At 53.1% G+C, this 18407-nt stretch carries 14 protein-coding genes; all 14 read left to right on the plus strand.

Annotation, left to right across the window (positions count from 1 at the left end; all coding sequences use genetic code 11):
* Positions 1–18 precede the first annotated feature (18 nt).
* The 14 genes from ispC (at position 19) to ACR6JA_RS09585 (ending at position 18373) form a co-directional block, all read left to right on the plus strand.
* Positions 19–1218: a 1-deoxy-D-xylulose-5-phosphate reductoisomerase gene (gene ispC, locus ACR6JA_RS09520; protein ID WP_494493955.1), complete on the plus strand. Its 1200-nt coding sequence runs from the start codon at positions 19–21 to the stop codon at positions 1216–1218.
* A 186-nt stretch (positions 1219–1404) separates the two neighbouring features.
* Positions 1405–2157, plus strand: coding sequence for a (2E,6E)-farnesyl-diphosphate-specific ditrans,polycis-undecaprenyl-diphosphate synthase (gene ispU / locus ACR6JA_RS09525; RefSeq protein ID WP_008456932.1), 753 nt, complete (start codon positions 1405–1407; stop codon positions 2155–2157).
* An 18-nt stretch (positions 2158–2175) separates the two neighbouring features.
* Positions 2176–3033, plus strand: a complete 858-nt coding sequence (cdsA, locus tag ACR6JA_RS09530) for a phosphatidate cytidylyltransferase (protein WP_008456935.1) — start codon at positions 2176–2178, stop codon at positions 3031–3033.
* Positions 3034–3044: 11 nt separating this feature from the next.
* Positions 3045–4397, plus strand: coding sequence for a sigma E protease regulator RseP (rseP, locus tag ACR6JA_RS09535; RefSeq protein WP_494493956.1), 1353 nt, complete (start codon positions 3045–3047; stop codon positions 4395–4397).
* Positions 4398–4430: 33 nt separating this feature from the next.
* Positions 4431–6836: an outer membrane protein assembly factor BamA gene (gene bamA, locus ACR6JA_RS09540; RefSeq protein WP_213715227.1), complete on the plus strand. Its 2406-nt coding sequence runs from the start codon at positions 4431–4433 to the stop codon at positions 6834–6836.
* Positions 6837–6959: 123 nt separating this feature from the next.
* Positions 6960–7460 (plus strand): molecular chaperone Skp, encoded by a 501-nt coding sequence (gene skp, locus ACR6JA_RS09545; protein WP_008456940.1) that lies wholly within the window; start codon positions 6960–6962, stop codon positions 7458–7460.
* Between the two features lie 3 nt (positions 7461–7463).
* The gene (gene lpxD / locus ACR6JA_RS09550) at positions 7464–8489 is read left to right on the plus strand and encodes a UDP-3-O-(3-hydroxymyristoyl)glucosamine N-acyltransferase (RefSeq protein ID WP_494493957.1); all 1026 of its coding nucleotides are present in this window, start codon (positions 7464–7466) and stop codon (positions 8487–8489) included.
* A 148-nt stretch (positions 8490–8637) separates the two neighbouring features.
* Positions 8638–9093, plus strand: a complete 456-nt coding sequence (gene fabZ / locus ACR6JA_RS09555) for a 3-hydroxyacyl-ACP dehydratase FabZ (RefSeq protein WP_039290428.1) — start codon at positions 8638–8640, stop codon at positions 9091–9093.
* A 3-nt stretch (positions 9094–9096) separates the two neighbouring features.
* Positions 9097–9885 (plus strand): acyl-ACP--UDP-N-acetylglucosamine O-acyltransferase, encoded by a 789-nt coding sequence (gene lpxA, locus ACR6JA_RS09560; protein WP_008456945.1) that lies wholly within the window; start codon positions 9097–9099, stop codon positions 9883–9885.
* On the plus strand, positions 9886–11034 hold the full coding sequence (gene lpxB / locus ACR6JA_RS09565) for a lipid-A-disaccharide synthase (RefSeq protein WP_213715229.1): 1149 nt from the start codon (positions 9886–9888) through the stop codon (positions 11032–11034).
* Complete coding sequence (gene rnhB, locus ACR6JA_RS09570) at positions 11031–11627, plus strand: ribonuclease HII (protein WP_008456948.1); 597 nt, start codon at positions 11031–11033, stop codon at positions 11625–11627. The genes lpxB and rnhB overlap by 4 nt, the downstream gene beginning before the upstream one ends.
* Before the next feature lie 34 nt (positions 11628–11661).
* Complete coding sequence (dnaE, locus tag ACR6JA_RS09575; RefSeq protein ID WP_166876682.1) at positions 11662–15144, plus strand: DNA polymerase III subunit alpha; 3483 nt, start codon at positions 11662–11664, stop codon at positions 15142–15144.
* Between the two features lie 12 nt (positions 15145–15156).
* Complete coding sequence (gene accA, locus ACR6JA_RS09580; protein WP_008456951.1) at positions 15157–16116, plus strand: acetyl-CoA carboxylase carboxyl transferase subunit alpha; 960 nt, start codon at positions 15157–15159, stop codon at positions 16114–16116.
* 115 nt (positions 16117–16231) lie between these two features.
* Positions 16232–18373 carry a lysine decarboxylase LdcC gene (locus ACR6JA_RS09585; RefSeq protein WP_213715233.1) on the plus strand — a complete coding sequence of 714 codons (2142 nt, stop codon included), beginning with the start codon at positions 16232–16234 and terminating at the stop codon, positions 18371–18373.
* Positions 18374–18407: the final 34 nt, after the last annotated feature.

Raw genomic sequence — 18407 nt, forward strand, 5'->3', positions numbered from 1 at the left:
TACGACCCCGAGTACCTCATGAAGCAGCTCACTATTCTTGGTTCCACCGGCTCTATTGGCGTCAGCACGCTTAGCGTCGTTCGTCATAATCCTGAAAAATTTGCCGTTACGGCTCTGGTTGCAGGCACTAATGTCGGGAAAATGGTGGAGCAGTGCCTGGCGTTCTCACCGAAGTATGCGGTCATGGCCAGTGAGTCTGCGGCGACGGAAGTCCGTCGTACCCTGAAAGAGCAGGGGAGTAAAACTGAAGTCATGGCCGGTGAGCAGGCCGCTTGCGAAGTTGCTACGCTTGACGAAGTGGATCAGGTGATGGCTGCTATTGTGGGCGTGGCAGGGCTGTCTCCAACGCTTGCCGCGATATCCGCCGGTAAGCAGGTTCTGCTGGCGAACAAAGAGTCGCTGATTACCTGCGGGCGTTTGTTTATGGAAGCTGTTGCTCGTAGCAAAGCGCAGTTGTTGCCTATCGATAGCGAACATAACGCCATTTTTCAGAGTATGCCGGAAACAATCCAGCGTAACCTGGGATACGCTAGCCTCGAAGATAATGGCGTGTCGTCTATTATCCTCACCGGATCGGGTGGCCCGTTCCGGGAAACGGCTTATGCAGACCTTGCGGCGATGACGCCGGATCAGGCATGCAGCCACCCGAACTGGTCGATGGGGCGTAAGATTTCCGTCGACTCTGCCACTATGATGAACAAAGGTCTCGAATACATTGAAGCTCGCTGGTTGTTCAACGCTTCAGCTGCACAAATGGAAGTGCTGATTCACCCTCAGTCTGTCATTCATTCTATGGTTCGTTACCGCGATGGCAGCGTACTGGCTCAGCTTGGTGAGCCCGACATGCGCACGCCTATTGCCCACGCGATGGCTTACCCCGCACGCGTAGAATCTGGTGTTACACCACTCGATTTCTGCAAAATCGGTTCGCTGACTTTCATGGAACCTGACTTTGAGCGCTATCCATGCCTTAAGTTAGCCATTGATGCCAGCGCGCAAGGGCAGGCGGCGACAACCGCGCTAAATGCGGCAAACGAAGTGGTTGTTGAGGCGTTCCTGAATCAGCAGGTCAGATTTACCGATATCGCCGTGCTGAACCGCAGCGTGCTGGATCAAATGAATTTAACTGATCCACAAAGTGTGGATGAAGTGCTTAGTGTGGACGCTGTTGCTCGTGAAATCGCCAGGAAACAAGTGATGCACCTCGCAAGCCGGTGATAATTCATCCGGCTGAAGTGCCGCCATTTGTTCGCTTTGTGCTTCAGTGATATAGTCTGCGCCACTTAATCGCCAGATGTGACTGAGCGTTGAGTGGAAAGCCGTGTCACAACACGGCTTTTTTATGCACCAGGCTTCAATATTCCTGAGTACCGCTTAATTTTTTTCAGGGAATCATTACGCGTTATGTTGTCTGCTAATCAACAATTAAGCGAATCCTTAACTACGCATGGCGCCCGCCATGTTGCCATCATTATGGATGGCAACGGCCGATGGGCTAAGCGTCAGGGGAAAATGAGGGTTTTCGGTCATAAAGCTGGAGCGAAATCGGTACGCCGCGCTGTGACTTTTGCAGCAAATAACGGTATCGATGCGCTGACGCTTTACGCTTTTAGTAGCGAGAACTGGAACCGCCCCGCTCAGGAAGTGACCGCGTTGATGGAGTTGTTCGTCTGGGCATTAGACAGTGAGGTGAAAAGCCTGCACCGTCATAATGTTCGCTTGCGTATTATCGGCGATACCAGCCGATTTAATCTCCGCCTGCAGGAAAGAATCAAAAAAGCTGAAGCATTAACCAGTGAGAATACTGGGCTGACGCTCAATATCGCTGCGAATTATGGCGGGCGTTGGGATATCATTCAGGGAGTGCGACAGCTTGCGTCGCAGGTGCAGGAAGGCTTATTGCGCCCGGATCAGATAGATGAAGAACTGCTCGGTCAGCAGATCTGCATGCATGAACTGGCTCCCGTAGATTTAGTAATTAGGACAGGAGGAGAGCATCGCATCAGTAACTTCCTCATCTGGCAAATTGCCTATGCGGAACTTTATTTTACCGATGTTCTTTGGCCTGATTTCGATGAACAAGACTTTGAAGGTGCGCTAAATGCTTTTGCAAACCGAGAGCGTCGTTTTGGTGGCACAGCACCTGGTGGTGAATAAGCCTGTTGGGGGTCACTTTTGCTGAAGTATCGCCTGATTTCCGCGTTTATTATGATTCCCGTTGTCATCGCGGCGCTGTTTTGGCTTCCGCCAGTAGGATTTGCGATTGCTACGCTGGTGATTTGTATGCTAGCCGCATGGGAATGGGGGCAACTCGCCGGTTTCGTTGCGCGTTCGCAGCGTGTCTGGCTGGCGGTGCTATGTGGTCTGTTGCTTGCCGTCATGCTGATTTCGTTGCCGGAGTATCGGCATTCGGTGCATTTGCCGATAATCGAATTCTCACTCTGGGCATCGCTAGTCTGGTGGGTAGCGGCGCTGTTGCTGGTTCTGTTCTATCCGGCTTCTGCGGCGCTGTGGCGTAATTCCAAACCGCTTCGCTTGGTCTTTGGCCTGCTAACCATTGTTCCCTTCTTCTGGGGCATGGTAGCGTTGCGCAGCTGGCATTATGATATTAACCACTACAGCGGCTCTGTTTGGTTACTGTATGTGATGTTCCTGGTCTGGGGCGCAGACTCTGGCGCTTATGTCTTCGGGAAGATGTTTGGCAAGCATAAACTTGCGCCAAAGGTTTCTCCTGGCAAGACCTGGCAAGGGTTTATTGGTGGCCTTGCGACTTCTGCCGTCATCTCGCTGTTGTTCGGCATGTGGGCGAATTTGAACGTGGCGCCCGTTGTTCTGCTAACCTGTTCCATTGTTGCCGCGCTGGCTTCCGTTTTAGGTGATTTGACCGAAAGTATGTTCAAACGCGAAGCGGGGATTAAAGATAGTGGTCACCTTATCCCGGGACATGGTGGTATTCTTGACCGCATTGACAGCCTGACAGCGGCAGTGCCGGTGTTTGCCTGTCTGCTGCTTCTGGTATTCAGGACGATTTAACGGAAGGTTTTATGTTGAGCATACTCTGGAATTTGGCTGCGTTTATCGTTGCACTGGGTGTTTTAATTACCGTGCACGAGTTCGGCCATTTTTGGGTTGCTCGCCGCTGTGGCGTTCGTGTGGAACGCTTCTCCATCGGGTTTGGTAAGGCGCTTTGGCGTCGTACTGACCGTCAGGGAACCGAATTTGTTATCGCGCTGATCCCGCTGGGTGGCTACGTTAAAATGCTGGATGAACGCGTTGAGCCGGTGCTGCCGGAGATGCGTCATGCTGCTTTTAACAATAAAACGGTTTCTCAGCGAGCGGCGATTATCGCCGCTGGCCCAATCGCTAACTTCATCTTCGCTATCTTTGCCTATTGGCTGGTGTTTATCATTGGCATTCCCAGCCTGCGTCCAGTGATCGGTGAAATAACCCCCAACTCTATCGCGGCGGAAGCACAAATTAGCGCCGGCATGGAACTAAAAGCGATAGATGGTATCGAAACGCCTGATTGGGATGCTGTTCGTTTAGCTTTAATCGGTAAGATTGGCGATGCGAGTGCGAGAGTTTCTTATGCGCCGTTTGGGACAAATCAAACGCGTGATGTAACCCTTGATCTAAGCCATTGGCAGTTTGAGCCTGATAAGCAGGATCCGGTCGTATCACTTGGATTCAGGCCCCGTGGTCCGCAGATTGAAAACGTGCTGGACGAAGTTCAGCCGCAGTCCGCGGCCAATAAAGCAGGTTTGCAAGCGGGGGACAGGATCGTTAAAGTCAACGGTCAGCCACTCCTTAAATGGAGTGAGTTTGTTAACCTGGTGCGTGACAATCCAGGGCAGCCGCTAGCCTTAGAGATTGAAAGACAGGGGAGCCCCTTGTCTTTGACGCTGATACCGGATACAAAACCGGGTAAAGCGAAGACAGAAGGGTTTGCAGGGGTAGTACCTAAAATTATCCCGCTGCCCGACGAGTACAAAACAGTGCGTCAGTATGGGCCGTTTACCGCTGTAGCAGAAGCCACGGATAAAACCTGGCAACTGATGAAGCTGACGGTCAACATGCTGGGGAAATTAATAACCGGTGATGTAAAACTGAACAACCTCAGTGGGCCAATCTCCATAGCTCAAGGGGCAGGTATGTCGGCGGAATATGGGTTAATTTACTTCCTGATGTTCCTGGCGCTTATCAGCGTCAACTTAGGGATCATTAACCTGTTTCCTCTTCCCGTCCTTGACGGCGGGCACCTGCTCTTTTTGGCGGTTGAGAAACTGAAAGGCACTCCGGTTTCCGAGCGAGTTCAGGACTTCAGTTATCGCATTGGCTCTATTTTGCTGGTGCTATTAATGGGGCTTGCACTTTTCAATGATTTCTCTCGTTTATAGAGAGAATTAGGTTAGGAAGAACGCATAACAACGATGGCGATGAAAAAGCTCCTCATAGCGACGCTGCTGTTTAGCAGCGCCACCGTATACGGTGCAGACGGGTTCGTGGTGAAAGACATTCATTTCGAAGGCCTGCAGCGAGTCGCCGTCGGTGCGGCCCTCCTCAGTATGCCGGTTCGCGTAGGCGATACCGTCTCTGACGAGGATATCAGTAATACAATCCGCTCACTGTTTGCCACCGGCAACTTTGAAGATGTGCGAGTTCTGCGTGATGGTAATACGCTGCTTGTGCAGGTCAAAGAGCGTCCAACCATTGCCAGCATCACCTTCTCCGGCAACAAGTCGGTGAAAGATGACATGCTGAAGCAGAACCTTGAAGCATCCGGCGTACGCGTGGGGGAATCCCTCGACCGCACGACCCTTGGTGACATCGAGAAAGGGCTGGAAGATTTCTACTACAGCGTCGGGAAATACAGCGCCAGCGTCAAAGCTGTCGTCACGCCGCTGCCGCGTAACCGTGTTGACCTGAAACTGGTGTTCCAGGAAGGCGTCTCCGCAAAAATTCAGCAGATCAACATCGTCGGTAACCATGCGTTTACCACGGATGAGCTGATCTCCCGTTTCCAACTGCGTGATGAAGTGCCGTGGTGGAACGTTGTCGGCGATCGTAAATACCAGAAGCAAAAGCTGGCGGGTGACCTTGAAACCCTGCGTAGCTACTATCTGGATCGCGGCTATGCGCGTTTCAATATTGACTCCACGCAGGTTAGCCTGACGCCGGATAAGAAAAGCATTTATGTGACCATCAACATCACCGAAGGCGAGCAGTACAAGATCGCCGGCGTGGATGTGAAAGGCAATCTGGCCGGGCATTCTGCGGAAATCGAAAGCCTGACTAAGATGCAGCCGGGTGAGCTGTATAACGGCACCAAAGTTACCAAAATGGAAGATGACATTAAGAAACTGCTGGGTCGCTATGGTTACGCTTATCCGCGCGTACAGACTCAGCCTGAAATTAATGATGCTGACAAAACTGTGAAGCTGCACGTTAACGTCGACTCCGGTAACCGTTACTACGTGCGTAAGATCCGCTTCGAAGGTAACGACACCAGTAAAGATTCCGTTCTGCGCCGTGAAATGCGCCAGATGGAAGGGGCGTGGCTGGGAAGTAACCTTGTTGATGCCGGTAAAGAACGTCTGAACCGCTTGGGTTACTTCGAGACCGTCGATGTGGACACCCAGCGCGTATCCGGCAGCCCGGATCAGGTTGACGTTGTCTATAAAGTGAAAGAGCGTAACACCGGTAGCTTCAACTTCGGCGTTGGCTACGGTACTGAAAGCGGTGTGAGCTTCCAGGTCGGTGTTCAGCAGGATAACTGGTTGGGTACAGGCTACTCGGTTGGGATCAGCGGAACCAAAAACGATTACCAGACCTACGCGGAACTGTCAGCGACCGATCCGTACTTTACGGTTGATGGTGTTAGCCTTGGTGGTCGTATCTTCTTCAACGATTTTAAAGCTGATGACGCGGACCTGTCTGACTATACCAACAAGAGCTACGGGCTGGATACAACACTGGGCTTCCCGGTGAATGAATACAACACGCTGCGTCTCGGTTTGGGTTACGTGCATAACGATCTGTCGAACATGCAGCCGCAGATAGCAATGTGGCGCTACCTGGATTCTGTGGGTCAGCACCCAACTATGAATGCCAACGACAACAGTTTCTCGGCAGATGACTTCACTCTGAACTATGGTTGGACATACAGCAACCTTGACCGCGGTTACTTCCCGACGGATGGTTCTCGCGTCAACCTGAATGGTAAAGTCACCATTCCGGGTTCCGATAACGAGTTCTACAAAGTGACGTTAGATACGGCGAGTTACTTCCCGATCAATGACAATCATACGTGGGTTGTGCTGGGTCGTACCCGTTGGGGTTACGGCGATGGTCTGGGTGGTAAAGAACTGCCGTTCTACGAGAACTTCTATGCCGGTGGTTCCAGTACCGTGCGTGGTTTCCAGTCAAATAACATTGGTCCAAAAGCCGCTTATTACGGCCCGAACCAACGTAACTGTGGAACCGGCGCTGTGTGTAGCTCTAACGATGCGGTGGGCGGTAACGCCATGGGCGTAGCCAGTCTTGAGCTGATTACCCCGACGCCGTTCCTGAGCGAGAAGTACTCAAACTCTGTTCGTACTTCCCTGTTTGTCGATGCAGGTACCGTTTGGGATACCAAATGGGAGAACACCGACGCGACCAGAGCGGCAGGTATACCTGATTACAGTTCGCCAAGTAACATCCGTATGTCTGCAGGTATTGCACTGCAGTGGATGTCGCCTCTGGGGCCGCTGGTCTTCTCTTATGCTCAGCCGTATAAGAAATATGATGGAGACAAGGCAGAACAGTTCCAGTTTAACATTGGTAAAACCTGGTAATTTGTTCTGCGCGATGGAACGCAACAGCAGTGAGGCGTTGCACCTGTTAGCCGTTTGTTCAGCTAGCCGGTGCTCGCAAAAAACAGTGTCTTCGGACGCCTATGGGATGGTAAGGAGTTTATAGTGAAAAAGTGGTTAGTTGCCGCAGGTCTCGGGATTGCTATGGTTGCTTCAGCCGGCGCTCAGGCTGCCTCCAGCATCGCAGTAGTTAACATGGGTAACCTGTTCCAACAGGTTGCACAAAACACCGGTGTTTCTAAAACCCTGGAAAATGAGTTCAAAGGCCGCGCCAGCGAACTGCAGGGGATGGAAAACGATCTGCAATCCAAAATGCAGCGCCTGCAGCGCGATGGTTCAACCATGAAAGCTTCAGATCGCAGCAAAATGGAAAAAGACGTCATGGCTCAGCGCCAGTCGTTCTCCGAAAAAGCACAGGCTTTTGAGCAGGATCGTAACCGTCGTTCCAACGAAGAGCGCAGCAAACTGGTTACTCGTATCCAGGCCGCTGTGAAGAAAGTTGCAGACGATAAAGGCTATGATGTTGTTCTGGATGCAAACACCGTTGCTTACGCAGGTAACGACGTTAAAGACATCACTGCAGACGTACTGAAACAGGTTAAATAAGTAATGTCTTCAATTCGACTGGCTGAATTAGCCCAGCAGTTGGATGCAGAATTGCACGGTGATGGCGATATCGTCATCACCGGCGTCGCATCTATGCAAACTGCCCAGTCTGGCCACATTACGTTCATGGTTAACCCTCGCTATCGTGAACAGCTGGCTGTCTGCCAGGCTTCTGCCGTCGTGATGACCGAAGCCGACCTTCCATACGCTAAGAGCGCGGCGCTGGTAGTGAAGAATCCCTACCTGACCTATGCCCGTATGGCTCAAATTCTTGATACCACGCCTCAGCCAGCAAGCAATATTGCGCCAAGCGCAGCTGTTGATGCGACCGCGAGGCTTGGTCAAAATGTTTCTATCGGCGCAAATGCCGTTATCGAATCAGACGTTGAGCTGGGCGATAACGTGGTGATCGGCGCTGGCTGCTTTGTAGGTAAAAATACCAAAATCGGCGCGGGTAGCCGTTTATGGGCCAATGTCTCCATCTATCACAACATCGAAATCGGTGCTCAGTGCTTGATTCAGTCCAGCACGGTGATTGGGTCAGATGGTTTTGGCTACGCTAACGATCGCGGTAACTGGGTGAAAATTCCTCAGCTAGGCCGGGTAATTATTGGCGATCGCGTTGAAATTGGTGCGTGTACGACAATCGATCGCGGCGCCCTGGATGACACGATCATCGGCAATGGTGTTATCATTGATAACCAGTGCCAGATTGCACATAACGTTGTGATTGGCGACAATACTGCGGTTGCGGGTGGCGTTATCATGGCGGGCAGCCTTAAAATCGGCCGTTACTGCATGATTGGTGGTGCCAGCGTAATCAACGGCCATATGGAAATCTGTGACAAGGTGACCGTGACAGGAATGGGAATGGTGATGCGTCCAATCACTGAACCGGGAGTTTACTCTTCGGGGATCCCGCTCCAGCCGAACAAAGCGTGGCGTAAAACCGCCGCCCTGGTGATGAACATCGATGAGATGAGCAAACGCTTAAAAGCCATCGAACGTAAGGTCAATCAACAAGACTGATCGTCGCCTGCTCCCTGCGCTGCCGTGTTTCCGGCCATTAGGGCTGGAGCGTAAGCCGCGCTTTTTGATTTGCGGCCTGCTGGCATTCTTTGATTGCCGCAGGCCGTGTTATTATTGTCATTTAGAATATTTAGACAGGAAGAGTATTTTGACAACTGACACTCATACTCTGCACATTGAAGAGATTTTAGAGCTTCTGCCGCACCGTTACCCGTTCTTGCTGGTTGATCGCGTGCTGGATTTTGAAGAAGGTCGTTTTCTGCGCGCAGTAAAAAATGTCTCTGTAAATGAGCCGTTTTTCCAGGGGCACTTCCCTGGTAAGCCGATTTTCCCGGGTGTATTGATCCTGGAAGCGATGGCGCAGGCTACCGGTATTCTTGCGTTTAAAAGCGTGGGTAAACTTGAGCCGGGTGAACTGTATTACTTTGCTGGCATCGATGAAGCGCGCTTTAAGCGCCCTGTTGTGCCTGGCGATCAGATGATTATGGAAGTGACCTTTGAGAAAACTCGTCGTGGTTTGACGCGTTTCAAAGGCGTCGCAATTGTTGACGGCAAGATTGTCTGCGAAGCGACCATGATGTGTGCACGCAGCCGGGAGGCATAATACGTGATTGATAAGTCCGCCTTTATTCATCCAACCGCTATTGTGGAAGAAGGTGCCGTTATTGGCGCTAACGTTCACATTGGCCCGTTTTGTCTCGTAGGTCCAAACGTTGAAATCGGCGAAGGTACGGTTCTGAAATCTCATGTTGTCGTCAATGGTCATACCAAAATTGGCCGTGACAATGAGATCTACCAGTTCGCGTCTATCGGTGAAGTTAACCAGGATCTGAAATATGCGGGTGAGCCAACTCGCGTGGAGATTGGCGACCGCAACCGCATTCGCGAAAGCGTCACCATCCACCGCGGTACGGTGCAAGATGCTGGATTAACGAAGGTGGGAAGCGACAACCTGCTGATGATCAATGCGCACGTAGCGCATGATTGCCAGATTGGCGATCGCGTTATTCTCGCGAACAACGCAACGCTTGCGGGTCACGTACAAATCGGGGATCACGCCATCATCGGTGGAATGACTGCGGTGCATCAGTTCTGCATCATCGGTGCCCATGTGATGGTTGGCGGCTGTTCCGGCGTTGCTCAGGACGTTCCACCTTACGTTATCGCACAGGGCAACCATGCGACGCCGTTTGGTGTGAACATTGAAGGCCTGAAGCGTCGCGGTTTCAGCAAAGAAGCGCTGCACGCTATTCGCAACGCCTACAAGATCCTCTATCGCAGCGGCAAGACGCTTGAAGAGGCGAAGCCGGAAATTGCTGAAATTGCAGCTCAGCATCCGGAAGTGAATGCATTTATTGAATTCTTTGCCCGCTCCACGCGCGGTTTGATTCGTTAAATGAAGCCTGGTCGTCCCCTTACGATTGCCCTGGTCGCCGGAGAAACCTCCGGCGATATTCTTGGTGCCGGACTTATTCGCGAACTGAAAGCTCGCGTGCCTGATGCTCGCTTTGTTGGCGTGGCCGGGCCGCTTATGCAGGCTGAAGGTTGTGAAGCCTGGTATGACATGGAAGAGCTTGCGGTCATGGGCATCGTTGAAGTGCTTGGCCGTTTACGTCGCCTGCTGCAGATCCGCAGCGATCTCACGAAGCGATTCACCGAGCTGCAGCCCGACGTCTTTGTCGGCATTGATGCGCCGGATTTCAATATCACGCTTGAAGGCAACCTCAAGAAACAAGGGATCCGTACGATCCATTACGTCAGTCCGTCCGTTTGGGCATGGCGACAAAAACGCGTTTTCAAAATTGGCAGAGCGACCGATCTGGTATTGGCTTTTCTGCCTTTCGAAAAAGCGTTTTACGACCGGTTTAATGTACCGTGTCGCTTCATCGGGCATACCATGGCGGATGCCATGCCGCTCGATCCGGATAAAAACGCTGCTCGTGCGACGTTAGGCATTGCGGCAGATGCAAAATGCCTGGCATTGCTGCCCGGCAGTCGCGGCGCTGAAGTCGAAATGCTTAGCGCAGACTTCCTCAGAACAGCGCAATTGCTTCGTAAGCGTTGGCCTGCGCTGGAAGTCGTGGTGCCACTGGTGAATGCAAAGCGTCGAGAGCAGTTTGAAAAGATTAAAGCTGAGATTGCCCCCGAACTGCATGTACATCTGCTGGACGGAAAAGCACGTGAAGCGATGATTGCCAGTGACGCGGCGCTTCTGGCCTCCGGCACGGCTGCGCTTGAATGTATGTTGGCCAAATGCCCGATGGTGGTTGGCTATCGCATGAAGCCGTTCACATTCTGGCTGGCGAAGCGGCTGGTGAAAACCGATTACGTTTCCCTGCCAAATTTACTGGCAGGCCGCGAGCTGGTTAAAGAGCTGCTGCAAAACGAATGTGAGCCTATCGGGCTTGCCTGTGCACTGGAGCCCTTGCTGGAAGACGGTGCTGTTAGCCATCAGATGCATGACACCTTCCGGGATTTGCATCAGCAGATCCGTTGTAATGCGGACAAGCAGGCGGCGGACGCCGTACTGGAGCTGGCTCAATGATCGAATTTGTTTACCCGCATACGCACCTTGTCGCCGGCGTGGATGAAGTAGGGCGCGGGCCTTTGGTCGGCGCCGTTGTTACTGCTGCTGTGATCCTCGATCCGGCAAAGCCGATTATAGGGCTGGCGGACTCGAAAAAATTATCTGAAAAACGCCGTTTGGCGCTGTATGACGAAATTGTCGAAAAGGCATTAAGCTGGAGTCTGGGCCGTGCCGAGCCTCACGAGATCGACAATATCAACATTTTGCATGCCACGATGCTGGCCATGCAGCGTGCAGTTGCGGGCCTGAATGTTGTGCCTGAATATGTGTTGATTGACGGCAACCGTTGCCCTGTGTTGCCTATGCCGTCGCTGGCGGTTGTTAAAGGCGACAGCCGGGTGGCAGAAATCAGTGCGGCGTCAATACTTGCCAAAGTCACTCGCGACCGTGAAATGGCCGAGCTGGATCTCAGCTTCCCGCAGTACGGTTTTGCTCAGCACAAGGGCTACCCAACCGCTTTTCATCTCGAAAAGCTGGCCGAGCATGGTGCCACCGAGCACCACCGCCGCAGCTTTGGCCCCGTCAAACGCGCGCTTGGGCTCGTCTCCTGAGCCTTAGTAGCTGATACAGAGTAATTGGTGAGAGATGGCTGAACCACGTTTCATTCACCTTCGGGTGCACAGCGACTATTCCATGATTGATGGGCTGGCGAAGACCGGGCCGCTGGTAAAAAAAGCCGCGGCGCTGGGAATGCCTGCTCTCGCTATCACCGATTTCACCAACCTCTGTGGGTTGGTCAAATTCTACGGCTCCGGCCACGGAGCCGGTATTAAGCCGATCATCGGTGCGGACTTTAACGTTGCCAATGAGCTGTTGGGCGATGAGCTTAGTCATTTGACGGTGCTGGCTGCAAACAATGAAGGCTATCAAAACCTTACCTTACTGATCTCTCGTGCCTACCAGCGTGGCTACGGCGCAGCGGGCCCAATTATTGACCGAGAGTGGCTGGTAGAGTTAAACGAAGGGCTAATTCTGCTCTCCGGTGGGCGCATGGGAGATATTGGCAAAAGCCTGCTTCGTGGAAACCAGCCGCTGGTCGATCAGTGCCTGGAATTCTGGCAGCAGCATTTTGCCGATCGCTTCTATCTGGAACTGATTCGCACCGGTCGGGTGGATGAAGAAAACTATCTTCACGCTGCCGTGGCGCTGGCTGACGAACGCGGCTTGCCGGTGGTTGCCACCAACGATGTCCGCTTTATTGATGCCGGCGACTTTGATGCCCACGAGATCCGAGTGGCGATCCACGATGGCTTTACGCTGGATGATCCTAAGCGCCCGCGTAACTACTCCGCCCAGCAATATATGCGTAGCGAAGAAGAGATGTGCGAGCTATTTTCGGACATCCCGGAAGCGCTGGAAAACAGCGTTGAGATTGCCAAGCGCTGTAACGTGACCGTGCGCCTGGGTGAGTACTTCCTGCCGCAATTTCCGACGGGAGAGATGACTACCGAAGACTTCCTGGTCATGAAATCCAAAGAGGGGCTGGAGGAACGTCTTGAGTTCCTGTTCCCGGACCCGGAAGTGCGCGCGCAGAAACGCCCAGAATACGACGAACGCCTGGATATCGAGCTGCAGGTTATCAACCAGATGGGCTTTCCCGGTTACTTCCTGATCGTGATGGAGTTTATCCAGTGGTCGAAGGATAACGGTGTGCCGGTCGGGCCTGGCCGTGGTTCAGGTGCGGGTTCGCTGGTGGCCTATGCGCTGAAGATCACCGACCTCGACCCGCTTGAGTTTGACCTGCTGTTCGAACGTTTCCTTAACCCGGAACGTGTTTCGATGCCTGACTTCGACGTTGATTTCTGCATGGAAAAACGCGACCAGGTGATCGACCACGTTTCCGAGATGTATGGGCGTGAAGCCGTTTCGCAGATCATTACCTTTGGTACGATGGCGGCGAAGGCGGTTATTCGCGACGTAGGTCGCGTACTCGGTCACCCTTACGGTTTTGTCGATCGTATTTCCAAACTGGTACCACCGGATCCCGGCATGACGCTGGCGAAAGCCTTTGAGGCGGAGCCGCAGCTGCCGGAGATCTACGAAGCTGACGAAGAAGTTAAAGCCCTGATCGACATGGCGCGCAAGCTGGAAGGCGTCACGCGTAACGCCGGTAAGCATGCCGGGGGCGTGGTTATCGCCCCAACCAAAATTACCGATTTTGCGCCGCTTTATTGTGACGACCAGGGGCAGCATCCGGTTACCCAGTTCGACAAGAACGACGTTGAATATGCGGGCCTGGTGAAGTTTGACTTCCTGGGGCTGCGTACGCTGACGATCATCGACTGGGCGCTGAAAATGATCAACCCGCGTCGGGCAAAACAGGGGCTGGAGCCGATTGATATCGCCGCCATTCCGCTCGACGATAAGAAAAGCTTCGACATGCTGCAGCGCTCGGAAACCACCGCGGTCTTCCAGCTTGAATCCCGCGGCATGAAAGACCTGATTAAGCGTCTGCAGCCTGACTGCTTCGAAGATATGATCGCCCTTGTGGCACTTTTCCGTCCGGGCCCGCTGCAGTCGGGGATGGTAGATAACTTCATCGACCGTAAACATGGCCGCGAAGCGATTTCTTATCCGGACGTGGAATGGCAGCACGAAAGCCTGAAGCCGGTACTGGAGCCTACCTACGGCATCATCCTGTATCAGGAACAGGTTATGCAGATTGCCCAGGTACTTTCCGGTTATACCCTCGGCGGCGCGGATATGCTGCGTCGTGCGATGGGTAAAAAGAAACCGGAAGAGATGGCCAAGCAGCGCGGCACCTTTGAAGAGGGCGCAATTAAAAACGGCGTCGACGGCGAGCTGTCGATGAAAATCTTTGACCTGGTAGAGAAATTTGCCGGGTACGGATTTAACAAATCTCACTCCGCCGCCTATGCTTTGGTTTCGTATCAGACGCTGTGGCTGAAGGCGCACTACCCGGCAGAGTTTATGGCGGCCGTGATGACCGCCGATATGGATAACACCGAGAAAGTGGTGGGCCTGGTGGATGAGTGCTGGCGCATGGGGCTGAAAGTCCTGTCGCCGGACATTAACTCTGGTCTTTATCATTTCCACGTTAACGATGACGGGGAAATTGTTTACGGCATCGGCGCGATAAAAGGCGTGGGTGAAGGCCCGATTGAAGCCATTATCGAAGCGCGTAATCAAGGCGGGCATTTCCTCGATCTCTTTGATTTGTGCGCGCGTTCCGATATCAAAAAGCTTAACCGCAGGGTGCTGGAAAAACTCATTATGTCCGGGGCTTTTGACCGCCTTGGGCCTCACCGTGCGGCGCTGATGAATGCGCTGGGTGATGCGTTAAAGGCAGCTGACCAGCACGCGAAAGCGGAAGCTATTGGCCAGGCCGATATGTTCGGCGTTCTGGCCGAAGAGCCTGAGCAGGTCGAAAAGTCCTACGCCAGCGTGATTCCCTGGCCTGAACAAGTGGTGCTGGAAGGGGAGCGTGAAACGCTTGGGCTGTATCTCACCGGTCACCCGATTAACCAGTACCTGAAAGAAATCGAGCGCTATGTCGGTGGCATGCGCCTGAAAGAGATGCACCCGACGGAACGTGGTAAAATGACCACGGCTGCGGGTCTGGTGATTGCTTCGCGGGTTATGGTCACCAAGCGAGGTAATCGCATCGGCATCTGTACGCTGGATGACCGCTCCGGTCGTCTGGAAGTGATGTTATTCACAGATGCGCTAGAAAAATACCAGCATCTGCTGGAAAAAGACCGTATCCTGATCGTTAGCGGACAGGTCAGCTTTGATGACTTCAGCGGAGGGCTTAAAATGACGGCCCGCGAGCTGATGGACATCGACGAAGCCCGTGAAAAGTACGCGCGTGGGCTTGCTATCTCGCTGACGGACAGGCAAATTGATGACCAGCTTTTAAACCGTCTCCGTCAGTCTCTGGAACCCCATCGTTCGGGGACAATTCCAGTACATCTCTACTATCAGAGGGTGGATGCACGAGCCCGGTTGCGCTTCGGTGCGACATGGCGTGTTTCCCCTAGCGATCGTTTACTTAACGATCTGCGAACGCTGATTGGTTCGGAGCAGGTGGAACTGGAGTTTGACTAAAACAGGAATATTATGAGTCTGAATTTCCTTGATTTCGAACAGCCGATTGCAGAGCTGGAAGCGAAAATCGATTCCCTGACGGCCGTTAGCCGCCAGGATGAAAAACTGGATATTAATCTGGACGAAGAAGTGCAGCGTCTGCGCGAGAAAAGCGTTGAGCTGACCCGCAAGATCTTCGCTGATTTAGGTGCATGGCAGATTGCGCAGCTGGCGCGCCATCCGCAGCGTCCGTACACCCTGGATTACGTTCGTCTGGCTTTTGATGAATTCGACGAACTGGCCGGCGATCGTGCCTATGCCGACGATAAAGCTATCGTGGGTGGTATTGCTCGTCTGGAAGGTCGTCCGGTGATGATCATTGGTCATCAGAAAGGGCGCGAAACCAAAGAGAAAATCCGTCGTAACTTCGGTATGCCGGCACCAGAAGGCTACCGTAAAGCGCTGCGTCTGATGGAAATGGCTGAACGTTTTAACATGCCGATCATTACCTTCATCGACACGCCGGGTGCTTATCCGGGCGTTGGCGCCGAAGAACGTGGTCAGTCTGAAGCGATCGCCCGCAACCTGCGTGAAATGTCCCGTCTGAAAGTACCGGTCATCTGTACCGTTATCGGTGAAGGTGGTTCCGGTGGTGCGCTGGCCATTGGCGTGGGTGACAAAGTGAACATGCTGCAGTACAGCACTTATTCCGTTATTTCCCCGGAAGGCTGTGCGTCAATCCTGTGGAAGAGCGCGGATAAAGCCCCGCTGGCCGCAGAAGCGATGGGGATCATTGCTCCTCGCTTGAAAGAGCTGAAGCTGATTGATACCGTGATCCCTGAGCCGTTGGGCGGTGCGCACCGCAATCCAGAAGTGATGGCCGCTTCCCTGCGTGCACAGCTGCTGGCCGATCTGGCGGATCTCGATGTGTTGAATAAAGACGAATTGTTAAACCGTCGTTATCAGCGCCTGATGAGCTACGGCTACGCCTGATTTTAAGGTGTAAAATAGCGATAAGGGTCGGATTTTCCGGCCCTTTTTGCATTTATAGCTTCATGGAACATCCCATTGCGCTATGCTTAGCCAGGTGATTTCCAGGAGGTGAACATTGAATACCATTGCGATTATGGGGCCGCACGGCGTTTTCTACAAAGACGAGCCTATTAAGGAACTGCATCGCGCGCTGGAGCTGCAGGGCTTTCAGCTCATCTACCCCACCAACAGCACTGACCTGCTTAAGCTGATTGAGCACAACCCTCGTATCTGCGGCGTGGTCTTTGACTGGGACGAATACAGCCTCGACTTGTGCAGCGAAATTAACCTGCTGAATGAAGATCTGCCGCTGTACGCATTCATCAATACACATTCCTCTCTAAACGTTAGCGTGAATGAAATGCGCATGGCGCTGTGGTTCTTCGAGTATGCGCTTAGCGCGGCCGACGACATCGCCCTGCGTATTCGCCAGTACACCGACGAGTACCTGGATACGATTACGCCGCCGCTGACCAAAGCGCTGTTCACCTATGTGAAAGAGGGAAAATACACTTTCTGTACGCCAGGGCATATGGCCGGTACCGCCTACCAGAAAAGCCCGGTCGGCTGTTTGTTTTACGACTTCTTTGGCGGCAACACGCTGAAGGCCGATGTGTCGATTTCGGTTACGGAGCTGGGTTCGCTGCTAGATCATACCGGCCCTCATCTGGAGGCGGAGGAGTACATTGCCCGCACCTTCGGTGCCGAACAAAGCTATATGGTGACTAACGGTACTTCGACGTCGAACAAGATAGTCGGCATGTATGCCGCGCCATCCGGCAGCACAATTCTGGTCGATCGTAACTGCCATAAATCGCTGACCCATTTGCTGATGATGACCAATCTGGTGCCAATCTGGCTGAAGCCAACGCGTAACGCGCTGGGGATCTTGGGCGGTATTCCGCAGCGTGAATTTACTCGTGAAAATATCGAGAAAAAGGTCGCTGAAACCCCGAATGCGCAGTGGCCGGTGCACGCGGTTATCACCAACTCGACCTACGACGGGCTGCTGTACAACACCGATTTCATCAAGAAAACCCTCGATGTGCCGTCGATTCACTTTGACTCCGCCTGGGTGCCCTATACCAACTTCCACCCGATTTATCAGGGAAAAAGTGGCATGAGCGGCGATCGAGTACCGGGGAAAATTATCTATGAAACCCAGTCGACCCATAAGCTGCTGGCGGCGTTCTCTCAGGCTTCGCTGATTCACATTAAAGGTGATTACGATGAAGAGACCTTTAACGAAGCCTACATGATGCATACCACCACTTCCCCGAGCTATCCGCTGGTGGCCTCGATTGAAACAGCCGCGGCGATGCTGCGCGGTAACACTGGGAAGCGGCTGATCAACCGTTCCGTTGAGCGAGCCCTGCATTTCCGTCGTGAAGTGCAGCGCCTGCGCGAAGAATCAGAAGACTGGTTCTTCGATATCTGGCAGCCCGATCATGTTGATGAGGCGAAGTGCTGGCCCATTGCCCCCGGAGAGGAAGACTGGCATGGCTTCAGGGATGTCGATGCGGATCACATGTACCTCGATCCGATCAAAGTCACTATTCTAACGCCGGGCATGAGCGAGTTGGGCGAAATGGCAGAAGAGGGGATACCGGCGGCGCTGGTGGCCAAGTTTCTCGACGAGCGAGGCGTTGTTGTTGAGAAGACCGGTCCGTACAACCTGCTGTTCCTGTTCAGTATCGGTATTGATAAGACAAAAGCGCTAAGCCTGCTGCGCGGGCTGACGGAGTTTAAGCGCTCTTACGATCTTAATTTGCGTGTGAAGAACATGCTGCCGGATCTTTATGCGGAAGATCCGGACTTTTATCGCAACATGCGCATTCAGACGCTGGCGCAGGGGATCCACAAACTGATTAAGCAACATAACCTGCCCGATCTGATGCTGCGCGCTTTTGATGTCCTGCCTGAAATGCGTATGACCCCGCACGAGGCTTATCAGCAGCAGGTGAAAGGCAACGTAGAAACGGTAGAAATAGAGGAACTGTTGGGCAGAGTTTCAGCCAATATGATCCTGCCTTATCCGCCAGGCGTGCCGGTGGTGATGCCGGGAGAAGTGATCACCAAAGAGAGTCGGGCGGTGCTCGACTTCCTGCTGATGCTGTGTTCCGTTGGGGAGCATTATCCGGGCTTTGAAACGGATATTCACGGGGCTAAACTCGGTGAGGACGGCGTCTACAGAGTACGAGTCTTAAAAGAGGCTTGAGCGCTTGCTTTGCAGGGAAGCGATGATTACCTTG

The sequence above is a fragment of the Cedecea sp. B1(4) genome (genome assembly GCF_059414925.1).